The organism is Planctobacterium sp. R6 (assembly GCF_055755215.1).
In genome coordinates this window covers 95,073-121,280 of sequence record NZ_JBVTQY010000010.1, presented here as the reverse complement: position 1 = coordinate 121,280, position 26,208 = coordinate 95,073, and the positions used below count along the sequence as shown (strand labels likewise).

Genomic DNA, 26,208 nt, shown 5'->3' with positions numbered 1-26,208 from the left:
CCTTATTGATAACCAATCAAAACGGCAACAGTCATGGTGGCCACAGACATCAAAAAGAAGATTAAATAGAGCTTCCAGGCAAACCTGACCCAAGTACTCCAGTCCATGCGCGCCACACCCAGACAACCGATTAACGATGCCGACGTTGGTATAATAATATTGGTTAATCCGTCGCCCAGTTGAAATGCCAGAACTGCGATTTGCCGGGACAGGCCCACCAAATCTGACAATGGCGCCATCAGAGGCATAGTGAGTGCCGCTTGGCCAGAACCTGAAGCGAGGAAGAAATTAAAAATTGATTGAAATACATACATGAAGATAGCCGAGCCAACATCGCTAACCCCTGACATGGCACTACCTGCATGATGTAAAATGGTGTTCAATACAGACGGGCTTGTGGCATCATCGCCCCCTAATAAAAGCACGATCCCTTTTGCCATACCGACGATTAGTGCGGCGGGTAGCAACTCTTTGGCCCCGGTTTGAAAGGACTCAGAAACCCGGTTCAGCGTCATGCGGCCACTGATGACACAGATAATTCCCACCAACAGCCCCATCGCAAAAAACTGCGTGGCAATCTGTGGAATGTAATATTCGTGAACCACAACCCCCCAGATCACCCAGCCAATACCTGCCAGCAATGTCAACAGAATCAGTGTATCAACGATGCCATATTGCGCCTGTAGCTGAGAATCGTGTTGCCGCCTAAAGTGAAAATCCGATTGATAACAAAGGGATGCTTCCGGGTTTGCTTTAATTTTAGCGCCATAACGCATCGTAAAAACGATCCCCACACTTGTAAACACGGCCCACATTGCAATCCTGAAATCGGCACCCGACAACACCGGAATATCAGCAATGCCCTGCGCAATCGCAATGCTAAAGGGATTCATCCAGGATGTAGCAAACCCAATTTGGGTAGCAACGTAGGTAATCAACACCGCTGTAATGGCATCGTATCCCAGAGCAATAACTAATGGTGTCAGTACAATACAAAATGCGATGGCCTCCTCACCCATTCCAAAAACAGCGCCCCCTAATGAAAACAAAAAGAACATCAGGGGGATGATCACCGCATCAGCGCCTTTGGTACGTCTTATCAAAGCCATGATGCCGTTATTCACAGCGCCGGAATGCATGATGATGCCAAACGCCCCACCAACAATCAGAATGAATGCCACCACACCGACAGCTGAGCCGTTGCGATCGCCTGACACCATGCCCTCAAACGCATAGTTGATGAATCCAGGCTCACTGCCACCACTGAATACCGCTACACCAGCCTGACTATCAGTGACAGTCCTGAAGCTTTCGGGAACGATGAGTGTTCGTTTGACTGCTTCACCATTGACGATTTTTGTTACTTCGGCTGTCTCAAAATACCCCGAAGGCACAATATGAGTCATAAGTGCTGCAAGCAGCACAACAAAAAACAAAATCACAAATGCATCAGGCATTCTTGTGGCAAGATTGGGCTCGTCTTTCATATTCAAATCCGCGGTAAAGGTCGTTGCAGATAATATTAGGTCATTTTAGTGACATAGATCACTGGATTCGGAAGTGCGCGCTTTCAGCTGTCAGTATTGTTTTTGCAATCAAATAGAAGATGCCACCACGCCTGACTGTATTGCGCAAAAGAGGACTCAAAGCTATTCGTCGAACCACTCCGACAAATAAAAGCTTTGATAAAAGTATGTAGAAAATGAAACTGCTTTTTTTATCATCATATTTTTATTCAGGTCATCATTCCAATTTGCACCACAATAGATACAAAGAGTTGAAATATCCTTTGAATAGGTACTGAGAATCGGGTTCAATGTCAACTTATTTGACACAATTATCGGATTACATGAAATTTAAACATCTACGCTCAGTACTCTTTTTTGTCGCCACTTTAAGTTATTCACTTTTCGCCACCGGACAACAAAACACCGTCGAAACATATCCCCAAGCCACTGAAAATAAAGACATTTCCCATCAGTTAATGCTTATTGGTGGCGGCCTTAAATTGTGTAGTTCAAAGAGCCCGGAACACTGCAATAACCTGATATTTAATGACACCCACGCCCAAGTCAGTCAATTTTATTTAGCACGAGAAACCCTGTCAAAAATTGCAGAAACTCCGGGCTACACAAAATTAGCAGCGAATACCAAATTGCAATTAAATTCAGCGTTTGATTATTTTTATGCAAACCCAATGAAAGTTGACAGCCCGTCCGCAATGAAAAACGCCTTTGCTAAGGTAAGCCAGGCATTTGATGGAGCGGCGCTGTTTAATAATCTCCCTAATTCCGTCTATTATGCGATTCTGGATTATAGTCAAATCGCCTCAGAAACTGATGAAACCATCAAATTCAACGCGTCAAAAGACCAGGCCAGTAAGGCCATAATTGAAACCTTTATAAAGCAGGCTGCCGGTAAAAAAAACCATGATGGATCGTTAAACCTGGTGTTTAGCACAGCATCTGCCAGGGATCATTTTGCAGCTATTCACTATTATCAGACTATTCTGGAACAGGCCGCCGTGTCAGTGCTTCCAAACGAGAATGTTACCGTTACCTGGTTGCCACTGGACCAAAGTTTAGCGACCCTGGTAAACACCGACCTTCGATGTGAAGATTTGGCACAACTGCAAGCCAGCCATCAGTTATACGATCGCCAGCGGTTGTATGAGGCGGCCTATGACGCACAACTCGCTGTTTGCCAAAACCCGGAAAAAATCCGTGAACAATTAGCTCAGGCTCATGGTCTTTTTATCAATGGTGGCGATCAACTACGCACACTGCGCAGTATGGACTTAGACCTGGGTGGTGGCGTAACGCTAGGCAATTTCATTGCACAAAACATAAAAAATGATCAACTCATCGTCGCTGGCACCAGTGCTGGTGCAGCAGTTATGGCTGGTGGTATCTACAAGGGCAGACCCATTCCCATGATCACCGGGGGGACCTCTGAGGTGGCATTAATAAGAGGCGCATTTGCCCTGGAACCTGCGCCTTTTGGTTGCGAAAAGGATCAAAATTGCCCACTCGGTTTGTTAGAAGATGATCTCACCTATCACCCTCAGGGTGGGTTAGGATTGTTTACCACTGGTATTGTTGACACTCACTTTTCAGAGCGAGACCGGCATGGCAGGGTTGCAATGTTAGCTGCGTTTACCAAAACGCGATACGGATTTGGCATTGATGAAAACAGCGCAATGTTAGTTAATGTCAGCTCGCCAAACCACACTGACATTGAGGTTATCGGTGCTGGAGGCGTGTTTATAGCCGATATGCAAAACGCCATTTTTAAAGCCCAGGCGGGTAAACATCAGATAATTGGATTAAGTCATTACCTGAAGCATGGTGAATCGGTCCAATTTGAACACAGCACCAATATGATTACCTTTAAAACGGCTAAAAACAGTGTGATTGCCGATGTTAAAACCCTGGTGCCAATTTCCCAACAAGGTGAATTTCGACGTCAGGTGGCGGTAAATTGTGGAACCCAGGAGTTTCACCGTTGGACAGTAAACCATGTAGCCTGGTTAGTTAATCCCAGCGACGATACACGTTTCCATCGAATCACTGCATTTGACCTGGAGGGTTGTAGTTATCGCAATCTCTTATTTGGTGTAGAAAACTGACACACAGCTTGTACACAATTTATTCAGGGCAGTGGAAAAGCTTGTTAATAAATAAACAATAGTTGTGCATAACTTAACCAGACCAGGCTTTAGGTATTTGAAATAAAATATAAAAAGTTTTTTTGAATTATAACTTTATTATTGACCGGACTTTGCGCTACACTAATGATCCTCCGGACAGTTTTTAGCAGCGATTCGTTGCTTACCGACAACAGATTTTAGTTAGCGCACGGCTCTTTATGAGCCATTCCCCTAGCCCAGATGTTTTCATCTGGGCATTTTTCGTTATGGTGCTGGTAATTTCTCATCGCATCAGGTCATCGACACCATTATCCATAGCAAACAATAAACAAAGCCATTAGAGTCTAAGCCAGCAACCAACTCACACAAATGATAATTATTTGCATTACATATTGTAAATTATTGTTATTCGCGTTTAAATATCCCCATCAAAACTACCCCGTTGTTAAAACGCAAAGCAGTAAGGTTAAATAATGTTGCGCAATAAATCATTGCTGATGGGCATATTACTTTCAGTAAGCTCGTCACTCAGTGCAGCGACACTGAAAGTTGATTTCGAATTACCCGAGTTTAATGTTGCTAACTATAACGCACCCTATGTCGCCATATGGCTGGAAGCAAAGGAGTCAAAAGAAACATTGCTGCTGTGGCACTTAAAACGCGCCGACAAAGACAAGTGGTTGGTCGACATTCGGCGTTGGTGGCGAAAACAGGGGCGTTACGGCGAAACAGCTGATGGCATTACCGGCGCGACGAAAGGTCCGGGTAAATACTCCGAGACGTTTCAGTTACCTGAATTACAAGCATTCACATTTTATATCGAAGTTGTCAGAGAAGATGGTGGCCGCACACTGGTAAAACAGGCGATTGATTTAACCGACTCTGTTAACACTTACCACTTCGACCCCGAAAACGAACTCGGTGGTCTCACTCTAACCATAGGTGAAAAATAATGAAAACCAAACGTTTGGTACTGGCCTGCAGCTATCTCGTTGGATCAATGTTAAGTTCTGCTTCAAATGCACACGATATCTACATTTGGCCTGACTACTTTACCCTCAATAGTGACAAGTCCACCACGGTTCCTGTTGATATAACCGCAACTCATACAACCTACCGTTCTGATTTTTCTATGCCCAGTGAAGGCGTCAAAATCTTTGGTACTGACGGTAAGGAAATTCGCTATCGCGGCGCTTTTTATAAGGGAGCCCGCCGTTCTACCTTTGACCTGCCAGTAGAAGGTGATGGTACGGTAAAACTAGAATACTGGCGTGGTCCGTCATACCACTCCAGTTATACCATCGGCAAGCGTGATTCTCTCAAACGTATGCGCATGAACAAGACCGAATTAATGGCGTCCATTCCTGAAGATGCTAAAAATCCGGAAACTGTTAGATACATGACAATTGGTATGTCCTATGTCACCAACAACGCCCCAACCGAGGCTGTATTGACACCCAAAAACGAAGGCGTTGAACTTGTTCCGGTTACCCACCCTGCCGATTTTGTCACCGGGGAAGATTTAACAGTACGTTTATTACTCGACGGTAAACCTATCGCCGAACAAGACGTCACGGTTGAACTCGAAGGCCCGCAATACCGCGAAGAGCCTGTGGCACTGGAGCTGAAAAGTGACGATAACGGGGATGTTAATTTTTCCCTTGATCAGGGCGGCCGATACATGATGAAAGTGATTCACTCACAACCCAGCCAGGATCCTGAAGCTGACATTGCAAGAACCCGAATCTATTTTGCTTTTGAAGTGATCTATGAATAGTCGCGGTTTATCAGGTTTACTGGTTTGGGTCACAGGCTGCGCTGCGCTAATGACGAGTGCAGCCTATGCCCACTACCCCACTTTAGCCTGTAACAAAGATGCCAGCGATAATTCGCTGATCACTTGCGAAGCCGGATACAGTGATGCCAGTCTCGCTGGTGAAGTTGAACTGCGGGTTTATTCCTACGACGACGAACTGTTAGATAAGGTTAAAACCGCTTCAGACGGAAGTGCGCAGATTAAAGCTCCTGAGATGGAATTTTACATTAAGTTTGACCCGGGGCACGAAAGCCCCGCCGAATTTGACTATGTTGAGCTCAATTAGTACCGAAGTGAAGTAAGTGATCAAAGAAATCGTCCCTGTACACAGCAGTAAGCTGGAAAATCGCGCTTTTTTTATTGGCGTCATGTCGGTCATATCGATAGCAAGCCTGTTACTTTTGTTAACACGTAATCCGGCCACAACGACGGTAAAGTTACCCAAAGCTTTCAGCAACATCGCTATTCAATTGGCCAATGCTGGCTCAGAAATCGCACTGATGCAGGAACTGGAAATTGTTGGAGATACAGTAACGCTTGAAGCGCTAACAGCTCAGGGTATCACGCCATTTCTGTCAGGTGACCGATTTTTGGAGGCAGATAACTGTTTCGTTTTCATGGAAGGTAACGTGCAAATCAGATTGATAAAAAAACCGGAGCACGACTGGCAAGTTGAATGGCTACAGGATGATCATGCACACGATACACAAGCTCAAAACGACCTCAATACAGCGGCACACTTTTGCCAGCATGGCAGCAACTGGAAACCCGTAACGGGTGACCCGCATTAAACGGTCCGCAACCTTAGAGAAATTATGAAACACAAGCTTCTGATATTATTGCTTTGTTTTTTCTGTCGCCAGGGTTTAGCACAAGAAGACTCAGAGAAATTAACCATTGGGGTGAGTTTACACCCCTACTATTCTTATGTTGCAAACGTTGTAGCAGATAAAGCCACCGTATTGCCGCTGATAAAAACCGGATTCAACCCGCACAATTACGCCCTCAACCCGGCGGACATTGCCCGGCTGAATACGCTTGATGCGCTAGTGGTGAACGGTATTGGTCACGATGATTTTGCGATAGAAGCGGTAGAGCGAATCAATCCGCCTGATTTAACGGTGGTATATGCCAACAAAGACGTTCCGTTGTTGGGTAATGAATCAAAATCAAATCCGCATACATTTGTGTCGATAGATGCGGCAATTCGACAAGTCTACAGTATCGCCAAAGCGCTGGGTGATTTGTCGCCCCAAAATGCAAAGTATTTCAGTAAAAACGCCTTTCTGTACGCCAGAAAGCTCAGGAATTTAAAACAGCCATTGCAACAATTGTTGCTGACCGGAGATGTCAGCAATCTGAAAATCGCGAGTACCCATAACGCTTATGGCTACTTGTTGCAGGAGTTTGGTCTGACCGTTTCCGCTGTCGTGGAGCCTGCTCATGGCGTCAAACCCACCGCATCACAATTGCAACAAACCATTGATGAAATTCGAAAAACAGACATAGATGTGTTGTTCACCGAGTTAAACATGAGCAATGACTACATTGATGTCATTGAAAAAGAAACCGGCATCAAAGTGTTCCACTTTTCCCATATGACGCACGGCGAATACACCACAGAGATGGTGGAAAATGAAATGCGCCACAATATAGAAAGTTTGACGGCGGCCATAGAATTCGCGCGCGCAAAGGTACGGTAATCGCCATGAATATTCCGGTATCTGCAAAAGCTATAACACAAAAAGAAACCACGACACCGCACATTGCCTTTGACAAGGTAAGTGTCAAAGTCAATCAGAGTGTTTTGTTGTCAGATGTCTCTCTGACTATCGATCCTGGCACCTGGGTTGGCGTTGTTGGCCCCAATGGCGGCGGTAAATCAACGCTGATCAAAGCGCTATTGGGAATAGTGCCACACCGGGGCACCATCAGTTATACCTGGCCCGGAAAGCACAAAGGAAACATCGGCTACGTGCCACAATTAGCGCCATTTGAATCAACGCTGCCGGTGACTGTGCTGGATTATTTACGCATGGTTTTGGAAGACCGTCCGGTGTGGTGGCGGCGCAAACCCAACCAGCGCATCCAGCAAGGCATGGAAAATTTTGATATCCGAGATTTTGCCGACAAACGACTGGGCACCCTGTCTACCGGAGAACGACAACGGGTTTTGATCTGTGGCGCCCTGCTGCAATCACCTGATGTTTTGTTGCTGGATGAGCCTCTGGCCGGTGTGGACAAGTCAGGTCAACAACGCTTGTTGGAAATTCTGAAGCAGTACCACGCACAGGGCAATACCATCATCATGGTGGAGCATCACTGGCACATTGTCGAACAATATTGTCAACGCGCAGCGTTAATTGACGGCACACTCGTCGCTGTCGATACGCCACAGAAAGTGCTGCTATCACTGCAGGAACACGCCGATCCGTTGACTTTATCCTACAGGCAGTAACTTCTATGCTGGATTTGATTCATACACTATTTTCGCAACTGGTTACGGCTGGTTGGTTACCAGAAATGTTCTCCTACGGGTTTTTAATTAACGCCTTTCTTGCCACCCTGATGATAGGACCACTATTGGGAGCACTCGGCACTTTGGTGGTGGTTAAGCGACTGGCCTTTTTATCTGAAGCCGTGGGACACTCGGCACTGACCGGGGTTTCCATCGGTATTCTTTTGGGAGAACCAATATCCGCCCCCTGGATAAGTCTGTTTGCCTTTTCAATTCTATTCGCAATGACTTTACAGTGGGTTAAAGGCCGAACTGCCGTGCCATATGACGCATTGATTGGCGTGTTTCTCTCATTTGCGCTGGCCGTAGGCGCCGCACTTTTGATGTTTGTGGCAAAACAGGTCAATGCCCACCTCGTAGAGCAGGTGTTATTTGGTTCTATTTTAACCGCCAATGAGCAGGATATCGTGATCCTGGCGGTAATGTTTATGCTTACACTGGGCTTGGCACTGCGTTTTTCTAACAAAGCTTTTCTGGCTGCACTTTCACCCGAAATTGCCCATAGTTTAAGAGTGAAAACCAAATTGCATGACTATGTTTTTGTGCTGCTCATCGCCTTAATGACCGTCGCGGCTGTAAAAATAATCGGTGCAGTACTGGTAGGAGCCTTGTTGCTTATTCCCGCAGCCAGTGCCCGCCTGCTGGCAACGAATCTGCAAACCATGTTGCTCTGGTCAATCTTGATTGCTACAAGCAGTGCACTTGCCGGGGTATTGTTACCCATGTATCTGCAATGGGCTGTACCCACCGGGCCGGCCATTATTCTGTGTGCTTGTCTGTGGTTTATTGTGGCCATTACCCGGTTTTCACTTTCCAAAGCAGCGGTGAGGTAGATTTATGAACAAGTGTGCATTTAACAGCCGATTTTTCGGATTGGTAATTACCTTGCTGTATTGTGCAACAAGCTATGCTCAAGAAATCAAAATTGCCACAGTGACCCCAATTAGTCATAGCATGACACAGGCGTTGGTGGCTAACACCCCTATCGCAGTCGCCTATTTGCCGCCTAAACGTCTGCCAATAAATCGAATCGCAAGTTGGCTGGAAAAGCATAGAAGCGACTCTTTTGGTGTGTATCAGGCGGTTGTTAATATTAGTTCTGTCATGCCGGAACTGGACATCTATGCAACGTTGCGAACCGACAACATACGCATCGTCCCGATAGACATTGCCCGCGCGATTATGCCTGCTGGTGAGAAAGTCGTATTGGCAAATACAACTGAATATTTTTGGTTAAATACTAACAATAGCCTGGTAATGCTGGGCATTTTACGTCGTGATTTAGTGGCATTGTGGCCACAATTTGCGAGCGTCATAAACGCAAACTATCAGTCTGTTAGCAATGAAATCCGCAAGTCTAATATGGGCATTGACGAATTACTGATGAATGCAGAGATTTTTATCATCACAACTTCAAACGATGCCCTGTCGCCGATGATTGCCAGCTTATCTACAGACTGGACATCACCGGAAGAAGCCAGTGAGTTGGGTCTGAAATCGATTGCCATGACAAACCGGAAATCCAAAGCCTTGTCTACTGAATGGTTAATTGATGATTTTTCACGCCCCGGCAATCAGACTTTTACGCAACGCCTTATCCAGCAACGACTCAATCTGGAACAGGCGTTGCAACAACTGAAAGCCCCTTAAACTATGATCAGAATAACCACATGGTCAAAGCAATGGTTGTGGGTGCAATGAGTAAATTTTATATCATGGCGAGACTTTAACTATGCGTTTTTCGCTGGGTACAGCCCGACAATGGCACTGGATCAGTGCTGCCGTTTCCATGGTAGGCATGTTGTTATTTGCCGTTACTGGCATTACCTTAAACCACGCCTCGCAGATCCCGGGCAATACACACGTACACACTATTGAAAGTGAATTTCCGCAGCACTTCGTGACACCTATTCAAACATTGCCCGCAGAGCAAGCCATCCTGCCTGATACAGTGCGCCACTGGTTAATGGAAACGCACTTTATTGAGATCCCAGGCAATGTTTCCGGCAACTTTGACGGTAGCGAATACTATATTGCCTGGCCGGGTCCCGGCATAGATCGCTGGTTGGCAATGGATATCGAGATGGCAGAGTTTGTTTACGAGTCCACAGACAGAGGCTGGGTTGCCTACTTTAATGATTTACACAAAGGACGACATACAGGCACGGTCTGGGCCGGATTTATCGATGTTATCGCAGTAGCTATTGTGGTTTTTACCTTAACCGGGCTTTGGCTGCTGATAAAGCAAGCATCGTACAAGCCTTCTACCTGGCCAGCTACTGCGCTGGGCTTTTTGGTACCGGTTGTCATTGTATTAATTTTTATTCACTAATTGATTGAATTACAGCGTATTTTATGACCAATCATGAGCAGTTAATATTAGCGATTTCTCTGAGTGCAGGTTACTGTGTTTGGATAGTTTGCCTGGCCATCAGGCAGTGGAGCAAAAAACAACAGCAAAATCATATTCCGGAAAACGGATATCTTATTGCCTATGCCAGCCAAACCGGCACGGCAAAACAACTGGCGGAGCAACAGGCACATCAACTTGCTGATAAATATCCCATAAAACTGGCTTCCCTGGATGAAATCAGTTTGGACATTTTAAGCAAGGTAACGCAGGCTATGTTTATTGTCAGTACCTATGGCAACGGAGAGCCCCCGGACAATGGCCGCCGCTTTAGCCTTGCCTTAAAACGCTTTCTGCAGGACAAAAAAGACCACCTACTCACTTCCCTGTCTTATCGTGTTATTGCACTCGGGGATAGCCAGTATCCGCAGTTTTGCCAATTTGGCGATGAATTAAACACCACGCTTCATGCGCTCGGTGCAAGACGGGTGCAAAGGTTACAACGCATCGACCGCGCCGACTCCCAGGCACTTATTCGCAGTGCCGCTGAACATTCTGAGCAACAGCGCAGCCCATCTGTTTGGCGTGTTATTGCACGAAAACAGCTCAACCAGGGTCAGGGCAGAGAGTTAGTGGAAGTCACACTTGCCGCAGAGCACTCGCTACCGCACTGGCAGGCAGGCGACATTCTGGACGTGCAGCCTCATAACTCACGTCAGGCTATCGCCGACTGGCTGAAAAGCCATCAGATAGCCCCTCACACGCCTATTGTCATAAACGGCATGCCACAACCTATTGAACAGGTGTTGCAGGTCAGAAAACTTGATAAATTAGCAGATTCTCAGGGCCTGTCAGACCAGGTCCGAAATCTACCTTTGCTGCCACTGCGCAGCTATAGCGTTGCCTCTGTTCCGGCAGAAAACGCACTAAAACTGATTGTCAGAAAACAATATTCCGGGCACGGCACCCCAGGGCTGGGTTCGGGTTGGCTTACAACCTTTGCACAAAGTGATGACCTGTTTTGTGGTTACCTCAAAGACAACCCCTCCTGTCATATTACAGCAAATGAAACCCCTTTATTGCTCATCGGTGCAGGCAGTGGACTGGCTGGCTTACGAGCACAAATTTTACAGCGCATCAGCAGAAACAGTGACGCCGATATCTGGCTAATCTTTGGCGAACAAACATCGCAAAGCGATGATGTGCTGGCTTCGAGCATGGCTGACTGGCCCAGTACATCACTGCAGCTAACCATCAATAAAGCCTTTTCGCGTACCGAGCAAGGCCAGTATGTGCAGCACATTCTGACTGAACAGGCCGATCATATCCGCAACTTCGTCGACAGAGGCGCGCAAATATACGTGTGCGGCAGCTTTAAGGGGATGGGCGAAGCCGTGCACAGCACCTTGCAACAGGTACTGGGAGAAGATTTGTTCGATGACCTTTTAGCGCAACACCGATACCATCGCGATACCTATTAGCCATTATTGCTGAGCCAGCAAAATCCGCTTTAATCCGTTGATATTGTGTTGTATGTCTTTGTTGTGTGGGTCCAGTTTGCTCAAAGCAACGAGATTTTCCAATGCCGCGTCATAATTCAGTTGCGCCAGAAAAGTTTGTGCCAACCCCAGATAACCTTGCTGTTTAACCGTATCTAAAACCGTGGCTCTGGCGTAATAGTGTTCGGCAGCAGTGTAATTTTTGTCTTCCAAATACACACCGGCTAATTCCAGAAGCGCTTTGCCATTTGCCGGATCAGCCTGCAATGCTGCAGTTAATGCCTGGGTGACCTGTTTGGGTTGGTTGTTGATTTTTGCTAACTGCGCCTGATACAAATGAAAACGACTTTTCTCAATCCCGACCAACTGCTCCAATTCCGGCTGATAGCTTTGCAATAATGTTTCCAGCAATTGCCATTGTTCAAACCTGACTAGCATAGGTAGCAGTTGTACTATCTGCTGTTGCTCAAACCGGACACTTCCCGATAACAAGTCGTTGGCGCGTGTAAAGTTGCCCTTTTGCAAATGAAATTGTGCGGTCATGATGTAGTTGCCAGGTTCTTTATCTCCCAACCGAATCGCCGTTTCCAGACTGGATAAAGCCATGTTGATATCATCCATGCTGAGCGCGAGGTTGGCGCGTTGTAACCACAATCCGGTGTTTTCTGGTTCAAGTTCCAGCAGACTGGCAATTAAATTCAGTGCACTGTGTGTTTGTCCGGTTTTCACCAATGCTGATAACAGTCCAAAACGCAGCGACGTGCTATCCGGATCTAACATCAACGCATGTTGAAAGGCAGACAAGGCACTCCAGGCATCATTCGCCTGTAAATTGATATAGGCTAATTGCGTATAGGCATCGATATCATTGAGCCCCAGTTGGATGGCTTTGGTGAGAGCATGTTGTGCTGCTTCATAGCGTTTTTGCAACAGCAGGATAATCGCCCTGCCCTGATGAGCCTGCATTAACTCTGGCATCTCTTTGAGTACGTCGTCATAAGTTGCCAGCGCTTCGGCAAATTGATTTTGTTGAGCTAACAACTGGGCTTTAACCAGCGACAATGCCGGACTGAGTTCTGCGCGTTGGCTAAGCAGTTCCAATGCCTGATTGTAGCGGCTGTCATCCAGTAACGGTCGTAACGCTTGTGCCAGTGCAAACTCCTGCGGCGTCGGTTTTGCTTCGGTGGCCTGCAAAGCGGCAGAAACCGGCGGCAATGTGATCACGTCAGGCGGGAGTGTTACCGTTGCCTGAGACGACAAAGCCGCGGTGCTACACAGCGCGCTTAAACAAAAGGCCAGTTTCACACTGCCAGCGATACGTTTTAAAATCATTTTGAAAACTCCAAAGGCCAGATAAATGCCGCCCGCACGGCTACGCCATCTTTTAGCGGTGCGGTAAAGCGTGCTTTTTTTATCAGGGATTTAAGTGGCGCAATAATCTCTGTTGGCGGCGTGCCTAAAATCTGACGCAAAATCACATTTCCGGATTCGTCAATCATCACATCCACCTCCAGGTTGACTTTGTTTACCCCCCTACGAGACAACGCGCTGGGATATTCAATATTGAGGTTGCTCAGTAACCTCGGTGCTGAATCCAGTTGTTCTAAGCCAACCGTATTCCAATCTGGTTGCAGCAGATTATCCCAATTGGGCGTCAATGTGGGTGGCTCAGGCGGAGCTAATTCTTCTATAGCGGTAACACCTTTAATTTCGATATGAGTGGTCATTAATGTTGGCCCATCGCCGCTTAACGCAATATCCAATGCCGGAGCTTCAGCTGTCGGTTGGCTGGTAGTCGGCGGTGGCGGAGGTGGTGGTGGCGGAATGGCGAATTGAACCTGCCGCACCAACAACTTCTCCGGTTGCAACAACTCGCTGTCCGAGATCAATATCAACAGAGCCAATAACCCTGAGGCCATCAGAACGGCACCACTGACAGGCCGCCACTTTTTTTGCCACTGGCTACCAGGCCATTCAAAACTCAATAGCATGTTTGTTATTACCTCAGGGGCTTGTCGTAGCGATGCTCACCTGCTCGGCACCGGCGAGTTTAGCCTGATCTAACACCTTAACCAGCAGGTCTGTGGGAACACTTTTATCAGCCTGGATCACAACTGGTTTCGCTTGCTGGCGCAACAACTGCGCTACCGTTGAGCGCACGCCCACAACGCCAATATTGTTGCTATCGTACATCACTTCGCCCTGGTCAGTGATTGCGATCAACACCACATTGCGCTCCAGATCCTGAGTTGAAACGGCCTGAGGTTTATTTACATCTACACCACTTTCCCGAACAAACACTGTGGTAACAATGAAAAAAATCAACAGAATAAAAACCACATCTAACAAGGGTGACAAATCAATATCGCGGCCTTGTTGTTGTTCGAAGCGCTGTTCAAGGTTACGCCGCATCGGCGGGCCCCTGCATATCGATGATGGCTTTGTGCACCTGTCTGGCACTCACGGTTTTGCGTTGCTGAAACAACAACAGCCAACCTGGGATAACCATTAACAGACCAATTTCAGTGGTAAACATGGCATCAGCAATACCTGAACTCATAAGTTCCGCCTGATTACCCACTCCCTGCGCCATCGCTGAGAAGGTTTGTAGTAAACCAATGATAGTGCCCAGCAATCCCAATAACGGTAAGCTGTTTAACAGCGATTGCGTCTGGTCCAGTTGCACCAAGCGCAGGGTTGAATCTGACTCGGAGGCTTGTTGCGATATCCCGGAAAACAGGTTGCTGTAACAGAGTATTGCTACAGCAACAATTGCCCAGACAACTGGATTGATAAGTAACGACAGAGTATCTGGCATCAGGCGGCCTGCTCTTTGTAAGTTTGCGGAGTTGTAGCGTTAACCTGTATCTGGCTGAGTTGCGTAGCCTGGGCTTCCAGCGTCAGACACCGGCTTTTTACCCGGCGATTGAGAATGGCATGCACGATGAGTGCAGGAATTGCCACGATCAACCCTAACTCAGTAGTTACAAGCGCTTCTGAAATTCCACCAGAGACAGCAGCGGCATCACCTGCGCCAAACAAAGTCATCATTCTGAAGGTTTTGATCATGCCGGAAACGGTACCCAATAACCCCAGCAAAGGTGAAATAGAGGCCACCAGGGCTATGGCACCGATACCTCTTTCCAGACGATGTCGATAGGCCAGCAAATAAGCGAATAATTGATCATCACGTTGCTGGGAGACATCATGCTTTAAGATGATGTTCAACAAATCGCGCTGAGCTTCTTTCACCTGCTGTTGTACCCCGGCAACATCCGCCGGAGTGGCACCTTTTTGGTCAATTAACGCCAGGCGCTCGCTGAACGCCGGTAAAAGGCGTGGCAAACGCAGCAGCATCAACGCTTTAAACAAACCAATAAGCAGTGCCAGCAAGGCAAACATTAAAATAGGAATGGCCCAGGTTCCGCCTTTTTGCAGGTGCTGCAATATACTCTCGCTGCTTTGTGTTTGTTTCAGCAGTTTTTCCATCGTAGGGTCAAACAAAAGCGCGCCCCGCTGACTGACAAACACCTCGCGGACTTGTTTGTGTTGTGACCCGGTATACTGGATTTGGGCAGTGGGTATGGCCGTTGTGCTGTCTAACAGACCAGAGATTTCCTGCGACGGTAAGTAAAACCAGGCCAGTGGACCTAAACGCAGGGTTTGGGCATTAACCACTTCTCCATCCAACAAGACCACCTCTTGCGCAGACACCGCAGGCTGTAACGCAGATCGTTGCACAAGTACATATTCATTGAGCCGCGCGAGTCCCGAGTCAAAGGCAGTTTCATTGGCACTTTGCTGTGGATTCGCTGACACCATTATTTGTTGCAAGTCTTGTAAAATCTGATGTTGATAATTGGACTGTGTTCGCCACTCTTTGAGCCGCGCATTAAGCTGTTGTAAATCCAGTAATTGTTCGTCACGCAATCGGGTGGCATTGGCGGCAGACTCTCGCAGTTCTTTTATTTCACTAACCTGTTGGTGGACCTTACCCACCAATGACGACTGTTGTCGCTGTAACTGCGCCTGCTCCTGCTCCAGGTTTTTCTGCGCTTGCTGAATGTCACGCACCAGGGAGGCCGTCACATCGTCTAATGTGGTATTGCTCAGACCTACCGTTGGTATGCACGACAATAACAAAAAGGTAAAAATTTTGATGTTCATTGACGGCCGCCTGGTACAGATGAAATATCAACGGGTAAGCTGATCCATTCAGCGCGCGACGGCTGCTCCAGCGAATCAACCAGGGCTGATAAGGTGTCAGCTAACACGCTGTCGGTATTTTGTAATACCTCCCAATGCCAGCCACTGGGAGTCGTTTGGCCTTTGCCCCAATACTGTTGGTCATTGCTGATATACCAACCTGTGGCAGCGCCGAGAAACACCTGCTGCACCTGAATCGATTTTTCACCATCATTTGTGGGAAGTTGCATGACGGTTTGATGCAGAACGATTCGGCTATTAAAACTGTGTAGTTTTTTCAATGCTTCTGCAATGTGGTTGAGCATTTCACTGGCAGGTAAATCCGCCTCATTAAGTTTTTCTACATGAGTTTGCCAACTGTTTTGCAATACCGGGGGCAACTGACTATTAATGGCCAAAATCTGCCCGGTAGCCCGGTTTAACTCAGATAGCAGGCTTGCTTGTTGCGCTTCTAATTCCGACTGTTGCAGCAACAGGCTTTTCCGCTCTGTCGCAGCTTCACTGCTGGCAAGATGTTTTTGTTCAAGCAATTCGGTTAAGGTAGCGCGCTCATCAGCCAGCAACTGCAATTGTTGTTCGAGCAGTTGCTGGCGCAATTGCCAGTTACCTTTGATTTGGGTACGTTGAGCTTCAATTTGCTGCCATTGCAATAACAGGTTATCAATACTCTGGGCTTTACTATCAGCAAAAGTGACAGACATTGGTGTCATTGCCAACAACAGAATCCAGCGACAAGATGCCAGTATGGAGGGCTTTTTATTGAGGACAGTGTTATTCATGAGATCCGGAAAAGATACTTTTCGTAATGTTAATGCAAACCATTTCTATTTGCAATTTATAGCACAGTGTCCCTACCGTGCTATATAAGCGTTACTGATTTAGAAGGTATAAGTCAGATAAGCACTAAACGAGCGACCAGGTTGGGAATAGCGTTGATAGCCATCACCCACAACACTGATGGCAAAACCACCTGTGCCACCCGAGTTATTGACGCTATTAACGGATTCCCAAAGGTAATACTCTTTGTCTGTCAGATTATAAATAGCCCCGGTTAATTTGAGATTCTCGGTAAACTCGTAGTATGCGGTTAAATCCAGCACGGTAAATGAATCCGGGAAGTGAATAATGCCGCCGCGATTCGCCAGGTCAAAACTGGTTTGCCCCTGCACCAACACATTGCCTTCGTCATCATAGACGCTGCCGCGATTGTCAACGTCTGCCCGGTGAATAGCGTACAATTCAACGCCCCAATTCCCGGCGTCTGGACGGTAAGACAGGCCAACTGTCGTGGTATCTGGCGCTGCGGTAACCAGGTCATCACCAATGTCATTGATTGAAGAAGCCGTTTGATACTCACCGTCAATGGCAGAATAGCTCATACGACCGGTAATATTCGCAGTAAAATCGTAGCTGGCTTCAAATTCAAATCCGGTAATTTCAATCTCACCGACATTTTCGGGCTGTTGATAGGTGTCCTCTGTTACGATTTTTGTACCTGAATCATCACAGACATCAAAGAATCCACAAGCTACCGTGACATCGGCACCATAGGGGTTGCTCAGCGTAGAATCCTGAATTAAATCAGTGTAATCGGTTCTGAACACGGCAAGTTTTACAGCGCCCTTATCGAACTGAGCCTGATAAGAAAGTTCGTAGTTGGTGGACCGTTCTGCGTCCAACTCAGGGTTTGCCACTTTGCTCAGGTCTTCGTAAACCAACCCTGTTACCAGGTCGGTGATATCGCCACCTGAGTTAGTGCTGAGATAAACATCTTGCAATGTCGGCGCCTGATAACCTTGTGCGATTTTGGCCATTAAAGTATGGCCGCTGGCAAATTCATAACTCAGACCAACTTCGCCCACTACAGCAGAAAAGTCAGCATCCGAGACACTTTTACCGGTAGGATCTTCAAAGGTGTCATCGATGGTGGGATCATATTCGGTATTGTCATAACGCACACCAACATTCGCATTTAGTTGGTCGTTAATTTGAATCAAGTCTGCAACATAAACGCTGAATGCGGTTTTGTCTGATTCTGGAATGAATGCCGGATCACGGATCGGATAACCTTGACGAAATCCGGAGCTGGTTGAGGTATCGTTGTAGCGAATATCATACATAACATTGAGAAACGACGATGATTGGTAACTGGCACCGTAAAGTAGCTCATGGTTGTCAATGGTTTTACCAAAATCAATAGAAAAGCTGGTAGTTTCCTGGGTCAGTTCGCGATCTTCAACACGTAAAAATGGCGCAGAACCACCGGCACTATATGAAAATGCGGTGACACCGGAGGTATACAACTCCTGATAATTCAACGCAACATCAACTGAATCATAAAAGCCGTTGCTGGCATTTTGTTGTTTGTAAAACAAACCGTAACGTTCTTTATCGTTATTATCTATGGAATAAAAATCAAAGTAGGTTGCACTGCCTTCACGAGACAATGGTGTGCCATTATTTTCCCGATCGCTTTTTTCAAAAACCACACCCAGTTGTGCGTCTGGCGACAGATTATAAGCGACTTTAGCCAAAACAGATTTTGCGGATTTATCCATCAAATCAGCCTGACCGCGCCCTGCCCCCAGGATATCTGCGCCATTGTCGTGAGCTTCGGTTTCATTGCCGTCTCTTTGGGTGTACTGAATTAGTGTTTCCCAGTTACCACTGCGATTGGCCAACGCTGTGCTGATCAGCCATTCATCCGAACGGGTATCAAATCCGGTTTTTACCCGACCGCCAAAAGCATCCCCGGAGGCAGGTAAAAAGTCAGCCGCGTCATTAGTAACATACGCAACCGAACCCGCCAGCGCATTAGCACCGGAGGTAACACTGCTGGGCCCCTTTAAAATAGTGACGGTTTTAACATGTTCTATTTCGGCCTGCCCGCGGCTGGAACCGTACATACCATAAGCTGCAAATGTAGAAGGATTCAGTGTCTCCCCTTGTGAAACACCGTCAACTGTCACAGCAACCGCATCACCACCCAATCCTCGAATGTTAAAACCATCGTCCCCAAATCGCGTACCGGCGTTGTTTACCTGTACACCGGAAATATATCGCGTTGTATCTTCAATGTTGGTAATCGACTGATTGGTAAGCGCGTCGCTATCCAATACCACTGCATTTTGCTGAGATTTTTCACTTTCTTCGTTGTTTACTTTAGTGGCTTCCAGACGTGTTTGCTGTGCATAAGCGTTAGCGCTCAATACACTGGTTAAAGCAATACATATTAGCGAGTACTTGAAGTTCATGTTCTTACCTTATTCGTTGAGTGAACCTTGCATTAGATATTAATGATAATCATTATCAATTGAAATTTGAGGAGCACATACTATTGATAATGATTTGCATTTGCAATAATATCTGGCAAATATTTTTACATTCAGGAATTTTCAATGCGCTCATTTATCGCTTTAACGCTTTTACTGAACGCCGGATTCGCATCCTCAGTTAACGCACACACCCCCTATTTAAAACCCTTTAGTTTCGAATTGCAGAATGCTAAAGCCGTTACACTGGATGCTTCGTTTGCAGAGCAATTCTTTGTACCGGAATCGGCAATCAGCAATGCTGACTTCGACATTGTTGGTCCCGATGGCGTCACTCAGAAGATTGAGACAGTCGTAAACCTGGAAACAAGAAATGTGCTGGAACACAAGATTAAGGAAGATGGCACCTATAAAATTTCGACTGGTAACAGGCTTGGCCCGATTTTTCGTATTTATGAGCTGAATGGTGAGCGCGGATCTCTGCGAGGCGACGAAAAACCCTTACCTGAAGGCGCGACATTAACCGCCAAATTCAGACCGGCTACCAGTGCCATTACTTACGTTTCAAAAAATGCCCCTACCCGGCAAGCACTTAAGGCCACTCAACAAGGTTTTGAAGTGTTATTCAGTACGCATCCCAATAGCCTGTTCCACAACGAACCGGTTGCATTTTCAGTGCATATGAACGGTCAGCCCGTTGCGGAACAAGCGGTCACTATCTATCACGCAAAAGACCAGTTTAGTGAAGAATCAGATCAGGTCTCAGTGCTCACAGACAGTACCGGAAATACCCAATTTACCCCCACTGCGGCTGGCCTGTATTTGCTTAAAACACGGCTACGTGCAGATGCGCCCGCTGGTGCTGACGTAGCACAATACAGTTACACCACAACCGTTACTTTCGAAGTTTATTAAAAAGAGGAAAAACTTATGAGAACCCGCGCCAGTCTATTAATTCTAACGGCCTTAACCGCGCCACAAGCGCTTCTGGCGGCTCCACATAGCGCCAGTGGCATTATTCTGACGTACGATTTAAATCAGGATCAGAAATTACCGCTGGAAGAATTCGTTGCGGCGAGACGTGATCGCTTTGCAGCGACAGATACGGACAATAATGGCATTGTCGATGAGAGCGAATATGTTTATGAGTGGGAAGGAAAAATCACGCAACGTTTCGCTGAAGATCGCAAAGCTTCAGTAAAACAAACACATGTTCGTTTTAAAGCTATTGATAAAGATGAAGATGGCTTTATTTCCCCGGAAGAATTAAACGCAATTGGGCAACGCGGATTTGACTATATGGATGCCGACAAAGACGGGCTTATTCTGGCCAGTGACCCGGAACCTAAACGCCGGGGGGAATCTGATAAAAAGGACAAAAAAGCCGATGAAAAGCCACAACGAACATTAGCACAACGACCACTTTTGCGTATGCCAACAACGCATTCCATAAAAGGTTTTATGGACCTTTACGATAGTAATGGTGATGAAAAAGTAACTCAGGAAGAGTTTCAAAATGTTCGGGATGAGCACTTTAAGCGCAGTGATGAAAACAACGATGGATTGCTGACCGAACAGGAATATGTACTTGAGTTTGAAGACCGACTGGATAAACAAATTGAGAAAAGTTACGAAGCTCAGGTAAAACAAGCCTACGTGCGTTTCGGGGTTTTGGATAAAAATGAAGACAAAGCCATGACGTTCTCTGAGTACATGCAGTCTGGTTTCAGAAGTTTTACGCGACATGACACCAATGAAGATGGTCTGATTTCACTGGAAGATCCGATTTATAAAAGAAAGCCTAAAAGCGAGAGTAAAAAAGACGAAGACAAACAAGGTGATACCGCTACGGTTATTGCTAAGGCGACGCGATAGTGGCCAACAAGTATCTGACTGCAGCGCTATGCGCTGCAACACTTTGCATTTTTATCAATAAAGCATTCGCACAATCGTCAAGCTCGTTTTCACTGAACAATGGTGAGCAACTGACCATCACAACAAACCCACTCAATGAGCTAAACAGGACAGCCATTCAAAATATAGTCGACGACACCGTCTTCAACCTGAACAACCGTGCCCCTGAATCGTTAGTTAACCAACTAAATAGCACTACAGATTTCGCGGCGCCAGAATGGTTGTTTTCAGCTATTGCGCAGTGTGAAAGATGGCACCAGAAAACTGAAAGTCGATTTTCCTGTCGAAATGGTAACCTGAAACAATACTGGCATGACTATGTACATGGACAAGGCTTACTGGAACGACGAGAGGCCCGAAAACTGGCGCGCAGCGCTCGCGTTGCGAAAGTGACGTTATCTGCTGACACCAGACAAGTGGTCACAGATAGCGAGTTAGTTTGGGATTTTGGCGATTTGACTCAGGCCATTATCCTGCAACGAATTATCGATTATTTAGCCTCACAGGATATTACCGCATATCACCTTCAAATCGGCTTACTGAACGCGTTTTCAGGGCATGATACAACCTGGCCGCACCAAACCAGTTTGGCGGGAAATCAGCAATCCCTGACATTGCGTAATACCATCAGTTATGAAATTGCGCCATGGCAACAATCCGCTTACCAGGGCAGCACCGAACAGGGTATTATAAGCCACAATGATGGCTGGCCCGCATCCATGTTTGCATCTCATGTACTGAGTGAAACCCCGATAGACGCTGTCGTCCTTGGTTATCTCGCAGCATCCAATACCAGCCGGTTTGTGTTAAGCCTGGTAGATTCAGAAAAACATCATCTCGCCCTTAGGGATCAACAACAGCGAGTCTATTACAGTAAACACTACCAGGCCTTTACGGGAGTATCCCCGGCATCGATGCAACAGGTGAAAATTCGCGTCCGTTTGCCTGAATTTGACATTGCTGATTATCAGGGGCCTTATGCGGCTGTCTGGATTACAGATACAGAAAATAAGTTGCTCAGAAACCTCCATATCCGTGGTACGGGTGAAAATTGGCTGAAAGATCTCCGTACCTGGTGGCGTAAAATAGCGCGCAAAGATGACTCCCTGATTGATGCCATGTCAGGCGCTACGATGGGGAATAAACCCATTGAGGTAAACTGGGATGGATTAGATCAATACGGTAAGGATGTGCACTTAGACAACTTATTATTGCATGTTGAAATCGCCCGGGAGCATGGCGGCAGAACCTACAAAAAGATTCCACTAAGTATTCGCACAGATAAGTCACCGCTTAACGTGGAAGGTGAAAATGAGTTGCACAGTGTGCAGATCGCGTTTTAGTGTCTGTGTATGTGTCTGCACAGAAACAATAATCGCTGATACATAGCGAAGCAAAACCAGAACGGGTTTTCCTGTTTTTCCCAGGAACAGTGAAAACCCAAATCCTTTGCCCCAGGGCTACTGTTTGTTAACAAATCCTTAATATTTTTGACATTGCATAACTATTGCAGATTGCCCCTCTGTGAGGGTGTTCTTCTATAGATTTATTTACCCGGACAGCATATCTATTCATCGCATCTCACAAAAACAAAAGATTTTTATTAACAGGCTATTTACCGCGAGCCTGATTTACGGTATTTATTTAAATAGCAAATACTCATTCTGGGTTTTGTTTAGACTAAATTGATTAAATTTTGAGTAGCAATTAACAACAACCTTATGTTGAAAAAAGCAGTTTCGTTATCTCAATATACCTACACACCGTGGTACTTGTCAGAGTGGTTTGACGAGTAGGCCTTCGGCTGTCTCCTATGACGAGTCTTTTATTAAGACTTGCTCAGCTTCTGTAAAAAAACAAAAACCGTAGACACACAAAGCAACTTCACTGTTGTAGGAATTTTTGATCATGAACAAAACTTTGCATATGCTTTTGGGGCTTACCTGTGCCCTGACGCCAGTGGCTGCCGCCATTGCACAAGAAACAACCACGAACGAAGAAAAAGCTGTTGAACGCATTCAGGTTACCGGCTCCAACATCCGCGGTGTCGATTTAGAAGGCACTCAACCACTACAAATCATCAGTGCTGAAGATATCGCGCAATCCGGTGCCAATTCTGTATTTGAACTGTTACAAAACCTGGGACAAACCCGCGGTGGTAGTGGCACGTTCAGTACCACTGAATCGGGCAGTACTTCCAACTCAACCCCGGCAGGCCAGGCCGCCGCCTCATTACGAGGTCTGGGCCCATCTTCTACGCTGACATTAATTAACGGCCGCCGTGTAGCACCAAGTTCTTTTGCTGCCGGCACAGAAAACTTTGTCGATGTTAATAGTATTCCATTGGCTGCCATTGAAAGTATTGAGGTACTGGCAACCGGTGCGTCGGCAATTTATGGTGCCGATGCTGTCGCCGGGGTTATCAATTACATTCTCAAAAAAGATTATCAGGGTGCGGAGCTAAATGTTTCGTTTGAGGATAGCGTGCAAAGCTCTGACGAATCGAAAAAGGGTGTCAATATCGTATGGGGCGGCGCCGTTGCGGGTGGTAACCTGACGTTATTTGCAGACTTGTATGACAAAAATGCTTTTGAAGCCAGTGACAGACCCATTTCTGCAGAGCCTTTATTAGTAAACAGCTATTCTTATCTACCTAAACTCCCCTATCCCAACATTTATTATTTTTCTTCACGGGATGGCAATGAATTGCCCAACCCTGACTGCCCTTACCCCACCACCGTAACGGAGTTTGGCGAAGATATTTGCGCGTATTATTCAAATGGAGATAGTTTGCTAGATTCTGAATTAGAATCTCAATCCGTAGGGGCGATATACAGCCGGGATATCGGTGACGTGCAGTGGAATACAGACTTCTTTTTCAGTCGCTCTGAATCAGTAGCGACCTCAACTCCAGCTCCCATTAACGATGAATTTGATGGTGAAGGTCCGTTTGCCCCTTACAGTGCGCTGGATATTTATTCGGAAGCAGATTTACAAGCCTGGCAAGGGGTATCCAGCCCTTATGACATCATCTGGGACGACCCATTTACAACTCAGGCGGGTCAGGATCTGTATGGCTTTCGCTATGATGCCCGCTTTCAGGACCCGCGAACTATAGAGAATGAAACACAATCTTTCCGTTTGGTTTCGTCACTGGCCGGTGAAATCGGCGACTGGCAATGGGAAACGGCGGTCACTTACTCTGAATCTGAATCTGAGCAGGAAGCAATCTCGGGTATCTATAACAGATACAAATATAACGCCGCTGTCCATGGCGAGTTGTGTGCCGATGGCAGTATTGCTGACTACGACGGTGATTCAGACACACTTAACTGTGGCAGCGCGGGTTTATTAGGGGCATTCAATCCCTTCATTATCAACGATGCAAATAACGATGCTATTTTAGCAGTTGCACAGGAGCGCCCTACCCGTAATGGTAAGAGTTCGGTATTTGGCATAGATGCACGTTTCAATGGCGAGCTAATGGAATTTGGTGATGACTATATTCGCGCCGCCTTTGGCGTAGAATACCGTCAGGAAGACCTGGAAGATATCCCGTCAGCAAACTCCAGAGCAAACTTTGATAATGAGTATCTGGTGGATGTCTTCGGTTTCGGTTCCAGCCTGGCAAGAGCTGATCGTACCCAATATGGCGCCTTTGCAGAACTCTATATCCCACTACACGAAACCGTCGATATGCAACTCGCCGGCCGATACGATCACTACGATGATTTTGGGAGCACGTTTAACCCAAAGGTGGGTATTTCATGGAGACCAACCGACCAACTCATCATACGTGGTAGCTTTGCCTCTTCTTTTCGCGCCCCCTCATTAACCCAGGCGGGTATTGAACTAAGAACCACAACGTCCACATTTGACTGTGCTGCCAACGCGCAGGTTTCAGACCTGTATTGCAGTGGCGATGGTCGTGAAGTCACCGAGAATACCCTGGAATTGGGCAGTCGAAGTTTAAGAGCGGAAGAGTCAGATTCTGTCAGTATCGGATTCGCCTGGAGTCCTGGCGATGACACCACAATTACCGCTGACTACTGGTCGTTTGAACACAAAAATATTGTTGATACCAACATGACCGGCGTTTTGGCCGAAGCTGTTACTGACGACTCTTTGCGTCACTGTGGATTAGTGCCAACCGGAAGTACGGGTATTTCCTATGGAGATGAAGTTTGTATAGACACCTACGCTGATGCAATCCGTGGAGACGATGGCAATAAATATCTGGTGAATGCACAAGGTACTGTGATCACTGATGTTAATGGCGATTATTTACCTGGCTACAGTGATGATGATCTGCACTATGTTCAGGTATTAGGTCCTGACGGACTACTGGTTGATCAAACCAATGACCTGTTTGGCTTGTTGGATCGCTATGTATTACTGGCAGAACCACGTGATCCGGAACTGCCATTCAACCGTGACCATGTTATTCCGTTAGAAAACACCGGAACTCAGGATGTCTCAGGTTTAGATGTTAAGATTGCACACGATATGGCCTTGTGGGATGGCGTACTGTCCCTTGATTTAGACTGGACACATTACCTCAGCTTTGACAGAAACAAACCAGGTTCAGACGAAATTGAAGAGTTGATCGGTACCTATCGCTATCCGGAAAACATTGCCAACCTGTCGATGGTTTGGGGCAATGATGACTATTATGGCGGAGTCACATTGCGTTATGTGGATGGCTACGAAGATGACATTGAGGGCATGCGCGGACGAGAAATTGATGAGCTGGTGGCGATGGGTGTTTTACCCGATGCCGACAGTATCCGCAATGTTTCCTCCTGGACCACCGTCGATGCCCGGTTTGGTATCATTCTTAAGAATGCCACCATCAAGCTAAATATCGACAATCTGTTTGACCGCGATCCACCTGTAGTTTACGGCTCAAGTCGTGGGTTCGACACCATCAACCACAACGCTTACGGTACCACCTACCGTATTTCGTACACGCACTTCTTTTAAA

At 46.6% G+C, this 26,208-nt stretch carries 23 protein-coding genes; 15 read left to right on the top strand and 8 right to left on the bottom strand.

Annotated features, from left to right (window positions below; all coding sequences use genetic code 11):
- Window positions 1–2 precede the first annotated feature (2 nt).
- Complete coding sequence (gene yfcC, locus AC0J20_RS09025) at window positions 3–1,487, bottom strand: putative basic amino acid antiporter YfcC (protein WP_473021422.1); 1,485 nt, start codon at window positions 1,485–1,487, stop codon at window positions 3–5.
- A 362-nt stretch (window positions 1,488–1,849) separates the two neighbouring features.
- Between yfcC and AC0J20_RS09020 the strand changes: the two genes are divergently transcribed.
- From AC0J20_RS09020 to AC0J20_RS08970, 11 genes are all read left to right on the top strand, one after another.
- Window positions 1,850–3,628: a cyanophycinase gene (locus AC0J20_RS09020; RefSeq protein WP_229527213.1), complete on the top strand. Its 1,779-nt coding sequence runs from the start codon at window positions 1,850–1,852 to the stop codon at window positions 3,626–3,628.
- A 494-nt stretch (window positions 3,629–4,122) separates the two neighbouring features.
- Window positions 4,123–4,602 carry a DUF2271 domain-containing protein gene (locus AC0J20_RS09015; RefSeq protein WP_473021421.1) on the top strand — a complete coding sequence of 160 codons (480 nt, stop codon included), beginning with the start codon at window positions 4,123–4,125 and terminating at the stop codon, window positions 4,600–4,602.
- Window positions 4,602–5,426, top strand: coding sequence for a DUF4198 domain-containing protein (locus AC0J20_RS09010; RefSeq protein ID WP_473021420.1), 825 nt, complete (start codon window positions 4,602–4,604; stop codon window positions 5,424–5,426). Before AC0J20_RS09015 ends, AC0J20_RS09010 begins: the two co-directional genes overlap by 1 nt.
- Window positions 5,419–5,751: a hypothetical protein gene (locus AC0J20_RS09005; RefSeq protein WP_473021419.1), complete on the top strand. Its 333-nt coding sequence runs from the start codon at window positions 5,419–5,421 to the stop codon at window positions 5,749–5,751. Before AC0J20_RS09010 ends, AC0J20_RS09005 begins: the two co-directional genes overlap by 8 nt.
- Before the next feature lie 16 nt (window positions 5,752–5,767).
- Window positions 5,768–6,256 (top strand): hypothetical protein, encoded by a 489-nt coding sequence (locus AC0J20_RS09000; protein ID WP_473021418.1) that lies wholly within the window; start codon window positions 5,768–5,770, stop codon window positions 6,254–6,256.
- Between the two features lie 24 nt (window positions 6,257–6,280).
- Window positions 6,281–7,168 (top strand): metal ABC transporter solute-binding protein, Zn/Mn family, encoded by an 888-nt coding sequence (locus tag AC0J20_RS08995; protein ID WP_473021417.1) that lies wholly within the window; start codon window positions 6,281–6,283, stop codon window positions 7,166–7,168.
- A 5-nt stretch (window positions 7,169–7,173) separates the two neighbouring features.
- Window positions 7,174–7,923, top strand: coding sequence for a metal ABC transporter ATP-binding protein (locus AC0J20_RS08990; RefSeq protein ID WP_473021416.1), 750 nt, complete (start codon window positions 7,174–7,176; stop codon window positions 7,921–7,923).
- Between the two features lie 5 nt (window positions 7,924–7,928).
- Complete coding sequence (locus AC0J20_RS08985; RefSeq protein WP_473021415.1) at window positions 7,929–8,816, top strand: metal ABC transporter permease; 888 nt, start codon at window positions 7,929–7,931, stop codon at window positions 8,814–8,816.
- Between the two features lie 4 nt (window positions 8,817–8,820).
- Entirely contained in the window at window positions 8,821–9,633 is an 813-nt protein-coding gene (locus AC0J20_RS08980; protein ID WP_473021414.1) for a hypothetical protein, read from the top strand.
- An 82-nt stretch (window positions 9,634–9,715) separates the two neighbouring features.
- Window positions 9,716–10,315, top strand: coding sequence for a PepSY-associated TM helix domain-containing protein (locus AC0J20_RS08975; RefSeq protein WP_473021413.1), 600 nt, complete (start codon window positions 9,716–9,718; stop codon window positions 10,313–10,315).
- Window positions 10,316–10,338: 23 nt separating this feature from the next.
- A complete protein-coding gene (locus AC0J20_RS08970; RefSeq protein WP_473021412.1) occupies window positions 10,339–11,814 on the top strand; it encodes a flavodoxin domain-containing protein in 1,476 nt (491 codons plus the stop codon).
- Window positions 11,815–11,817: 3 nt separating this feature from the next.
- On the opposite strand, the gene AC0J20_RS08965 is transcribed toward AC0J20_RS08970, so the two are convergent.
- The 7 genes from AC0J20_RS08965 to AC0J20_RS08935 all read right to left on the bottom strand — a co-directional run bounded on the left by AC0J20_RS08965 (window position 11,818) and on the right by AC0J20_RS08935 (window position 19,292).
- Window positions 11,818–13,164, bottom strand: a complete 1,347-nt coding sequence (locus AC0J20_RS08965) for a tetratricopeptide repeat protein (RefSeq protein WP_473021411.1) — start codon at window positions 13,162–13,164, stop codon at window positions 11,818–11,820.
- Window positions 13,161–13,823 (bottom strand): energy transducer TonB, encoded by a 663-nt coding sequence (locus AC0J20_RS08960; protein WP_473021410.1) that lies wholly within the window; start codon window positions 13,821–13,823, stop codon window positions 13,161–13,163. The genes AC0J20_RS08965 and AC0J20_RS08960 overlap by 4 nt, the downstream gene beginning before the upstream one ends.
- A 13-nt stretch (window positions 13,824–13,836) precedes the next feature.
- Entirely contained in the window at window positions 13,837–14,244 is a 408-nt protein-coding gene (locus tag AC0J20_RS08955) for an ExbD/TolR family protein (RefSeq protein ID WP_229527200.1), read from the bottom strand.
- A complete protein-coding gene (locus AC0J20_RS08950) occupies window positions 14,234–14,650 on the bottom strand; it encodes a MotA/TolQ/ExbB proton channel family protein (protein ID WP_473021409.1) in 417 nt (138 codons plus the stop codon). Before AC0J20_RS08950 ends, AC0J20_RS08955 begins: the two co-directional genes overlap by 11 nt.
- A complete protein-coding gene (locus AC0J20_RS08945; RefSeq protein WP_473021408.1) occupies window positions 14,650–15,999 on the bottom strand; it encodes a MotA/TolQ/ExbB proton channel family protein in 1,350 nt (449 codons plus the stop codon). Before AC0J20_RS08945 ends, AC0J20_RS08950 begins: the two co-directional genes overlap by 1 nt.
- Complete coding sequence (locus AC0J20_RS08940) at window positions 15,996–16,817, bottom strand: DUF3450 family protein (protein WP_473021407.1); 822 nt, start codon at window positions 16,815–16,817, stop codon at window positions 15,996–15,998. Before AC0J20_RS08940 ends, AC0J20_RS08945 begins: the two co-directional genes overlap by 4 nt.
- Window positions 16,818–16,916: 99 nt before the next feature.
- Window positions 16,917–19,292 (bottom strand): TonB-dependent hemoglobin/transferrin/lactoferrin family receptor, encoded by a 2,376-nt coding sequence (locus AC0J20_RS08935; protein WP_473021406.1) that lies wholly within the window; start codon window positions 19,290–19,292, stop codon window positions 16,917–16,919.
- A gap of 144 nt (window positions 19,293–19,436) precedes the next feature.
- Between AC0J20_RS08935 and AC0J20_RS08930 the strand changes: the two genes are divergently transcribed.
- The 4 genes from AC0J20_RS08930 to AC0J20_RS08915 all read left to right on the top strand — a co-directional run bounded on the left by AC0J20_RS08930 (window position 19,437) and on the right by AC0J20_RS08915 (window position 26,207).
- The gene (locus tag AC0J20_RS08930; RefSeq protein WP_473021405.1) at window positions 19,437–20,225 is read left to right on the top strand and encodes a DUF4198 domain-containing protein; all 789 of its coding nucleotides are present in this window, start codon (window positions 19,437–19,439) and stop codon (window positions 20,223–20,225) included.
- A 15-nt stretch (window positions 20,226–20,240) separates the two neighbouring features.
- Window positions 20,241–21,185, top strand: a complete 945-nt coding sequence (locus AC0J20_RS08925; RefSeq protein ID WP_229527194.1) for an EF-hand domain-containing protein — start codon at window positions 20,241–20,243, stop codon at window positions 21,183–21,185.
- On the top strand, window positions 21,185–22,567 hold the full coding sequence (locus AC0J20_RS08920; RefSeq protein ID WP_473021404.1) for a DUF2271 domain-containing protein: 1,383 nt from the start codon (window positions 21,185–21,187) through the stop codon (window positions 22,565–22,567). The genes AC0J20_RS08925 and AC0J20_RS08920 overlap by 1 nt, the downstream gene beginning before the upstream one ends.
- Window positions 22,568–23,132: 565 nt before the next feature.
- A complete protein-coding gene (locus AC0J20_RS08915) occupies window positions 23,133–26,207 on the top strand; it encodes a TonB-dependent receptor domain-containing protein (protein ID WP_473021403.1) in 3,075 nt (1,024 codons plus the stop codon).
- Window position 26,208: the final 1 nt, after the last annotated feature.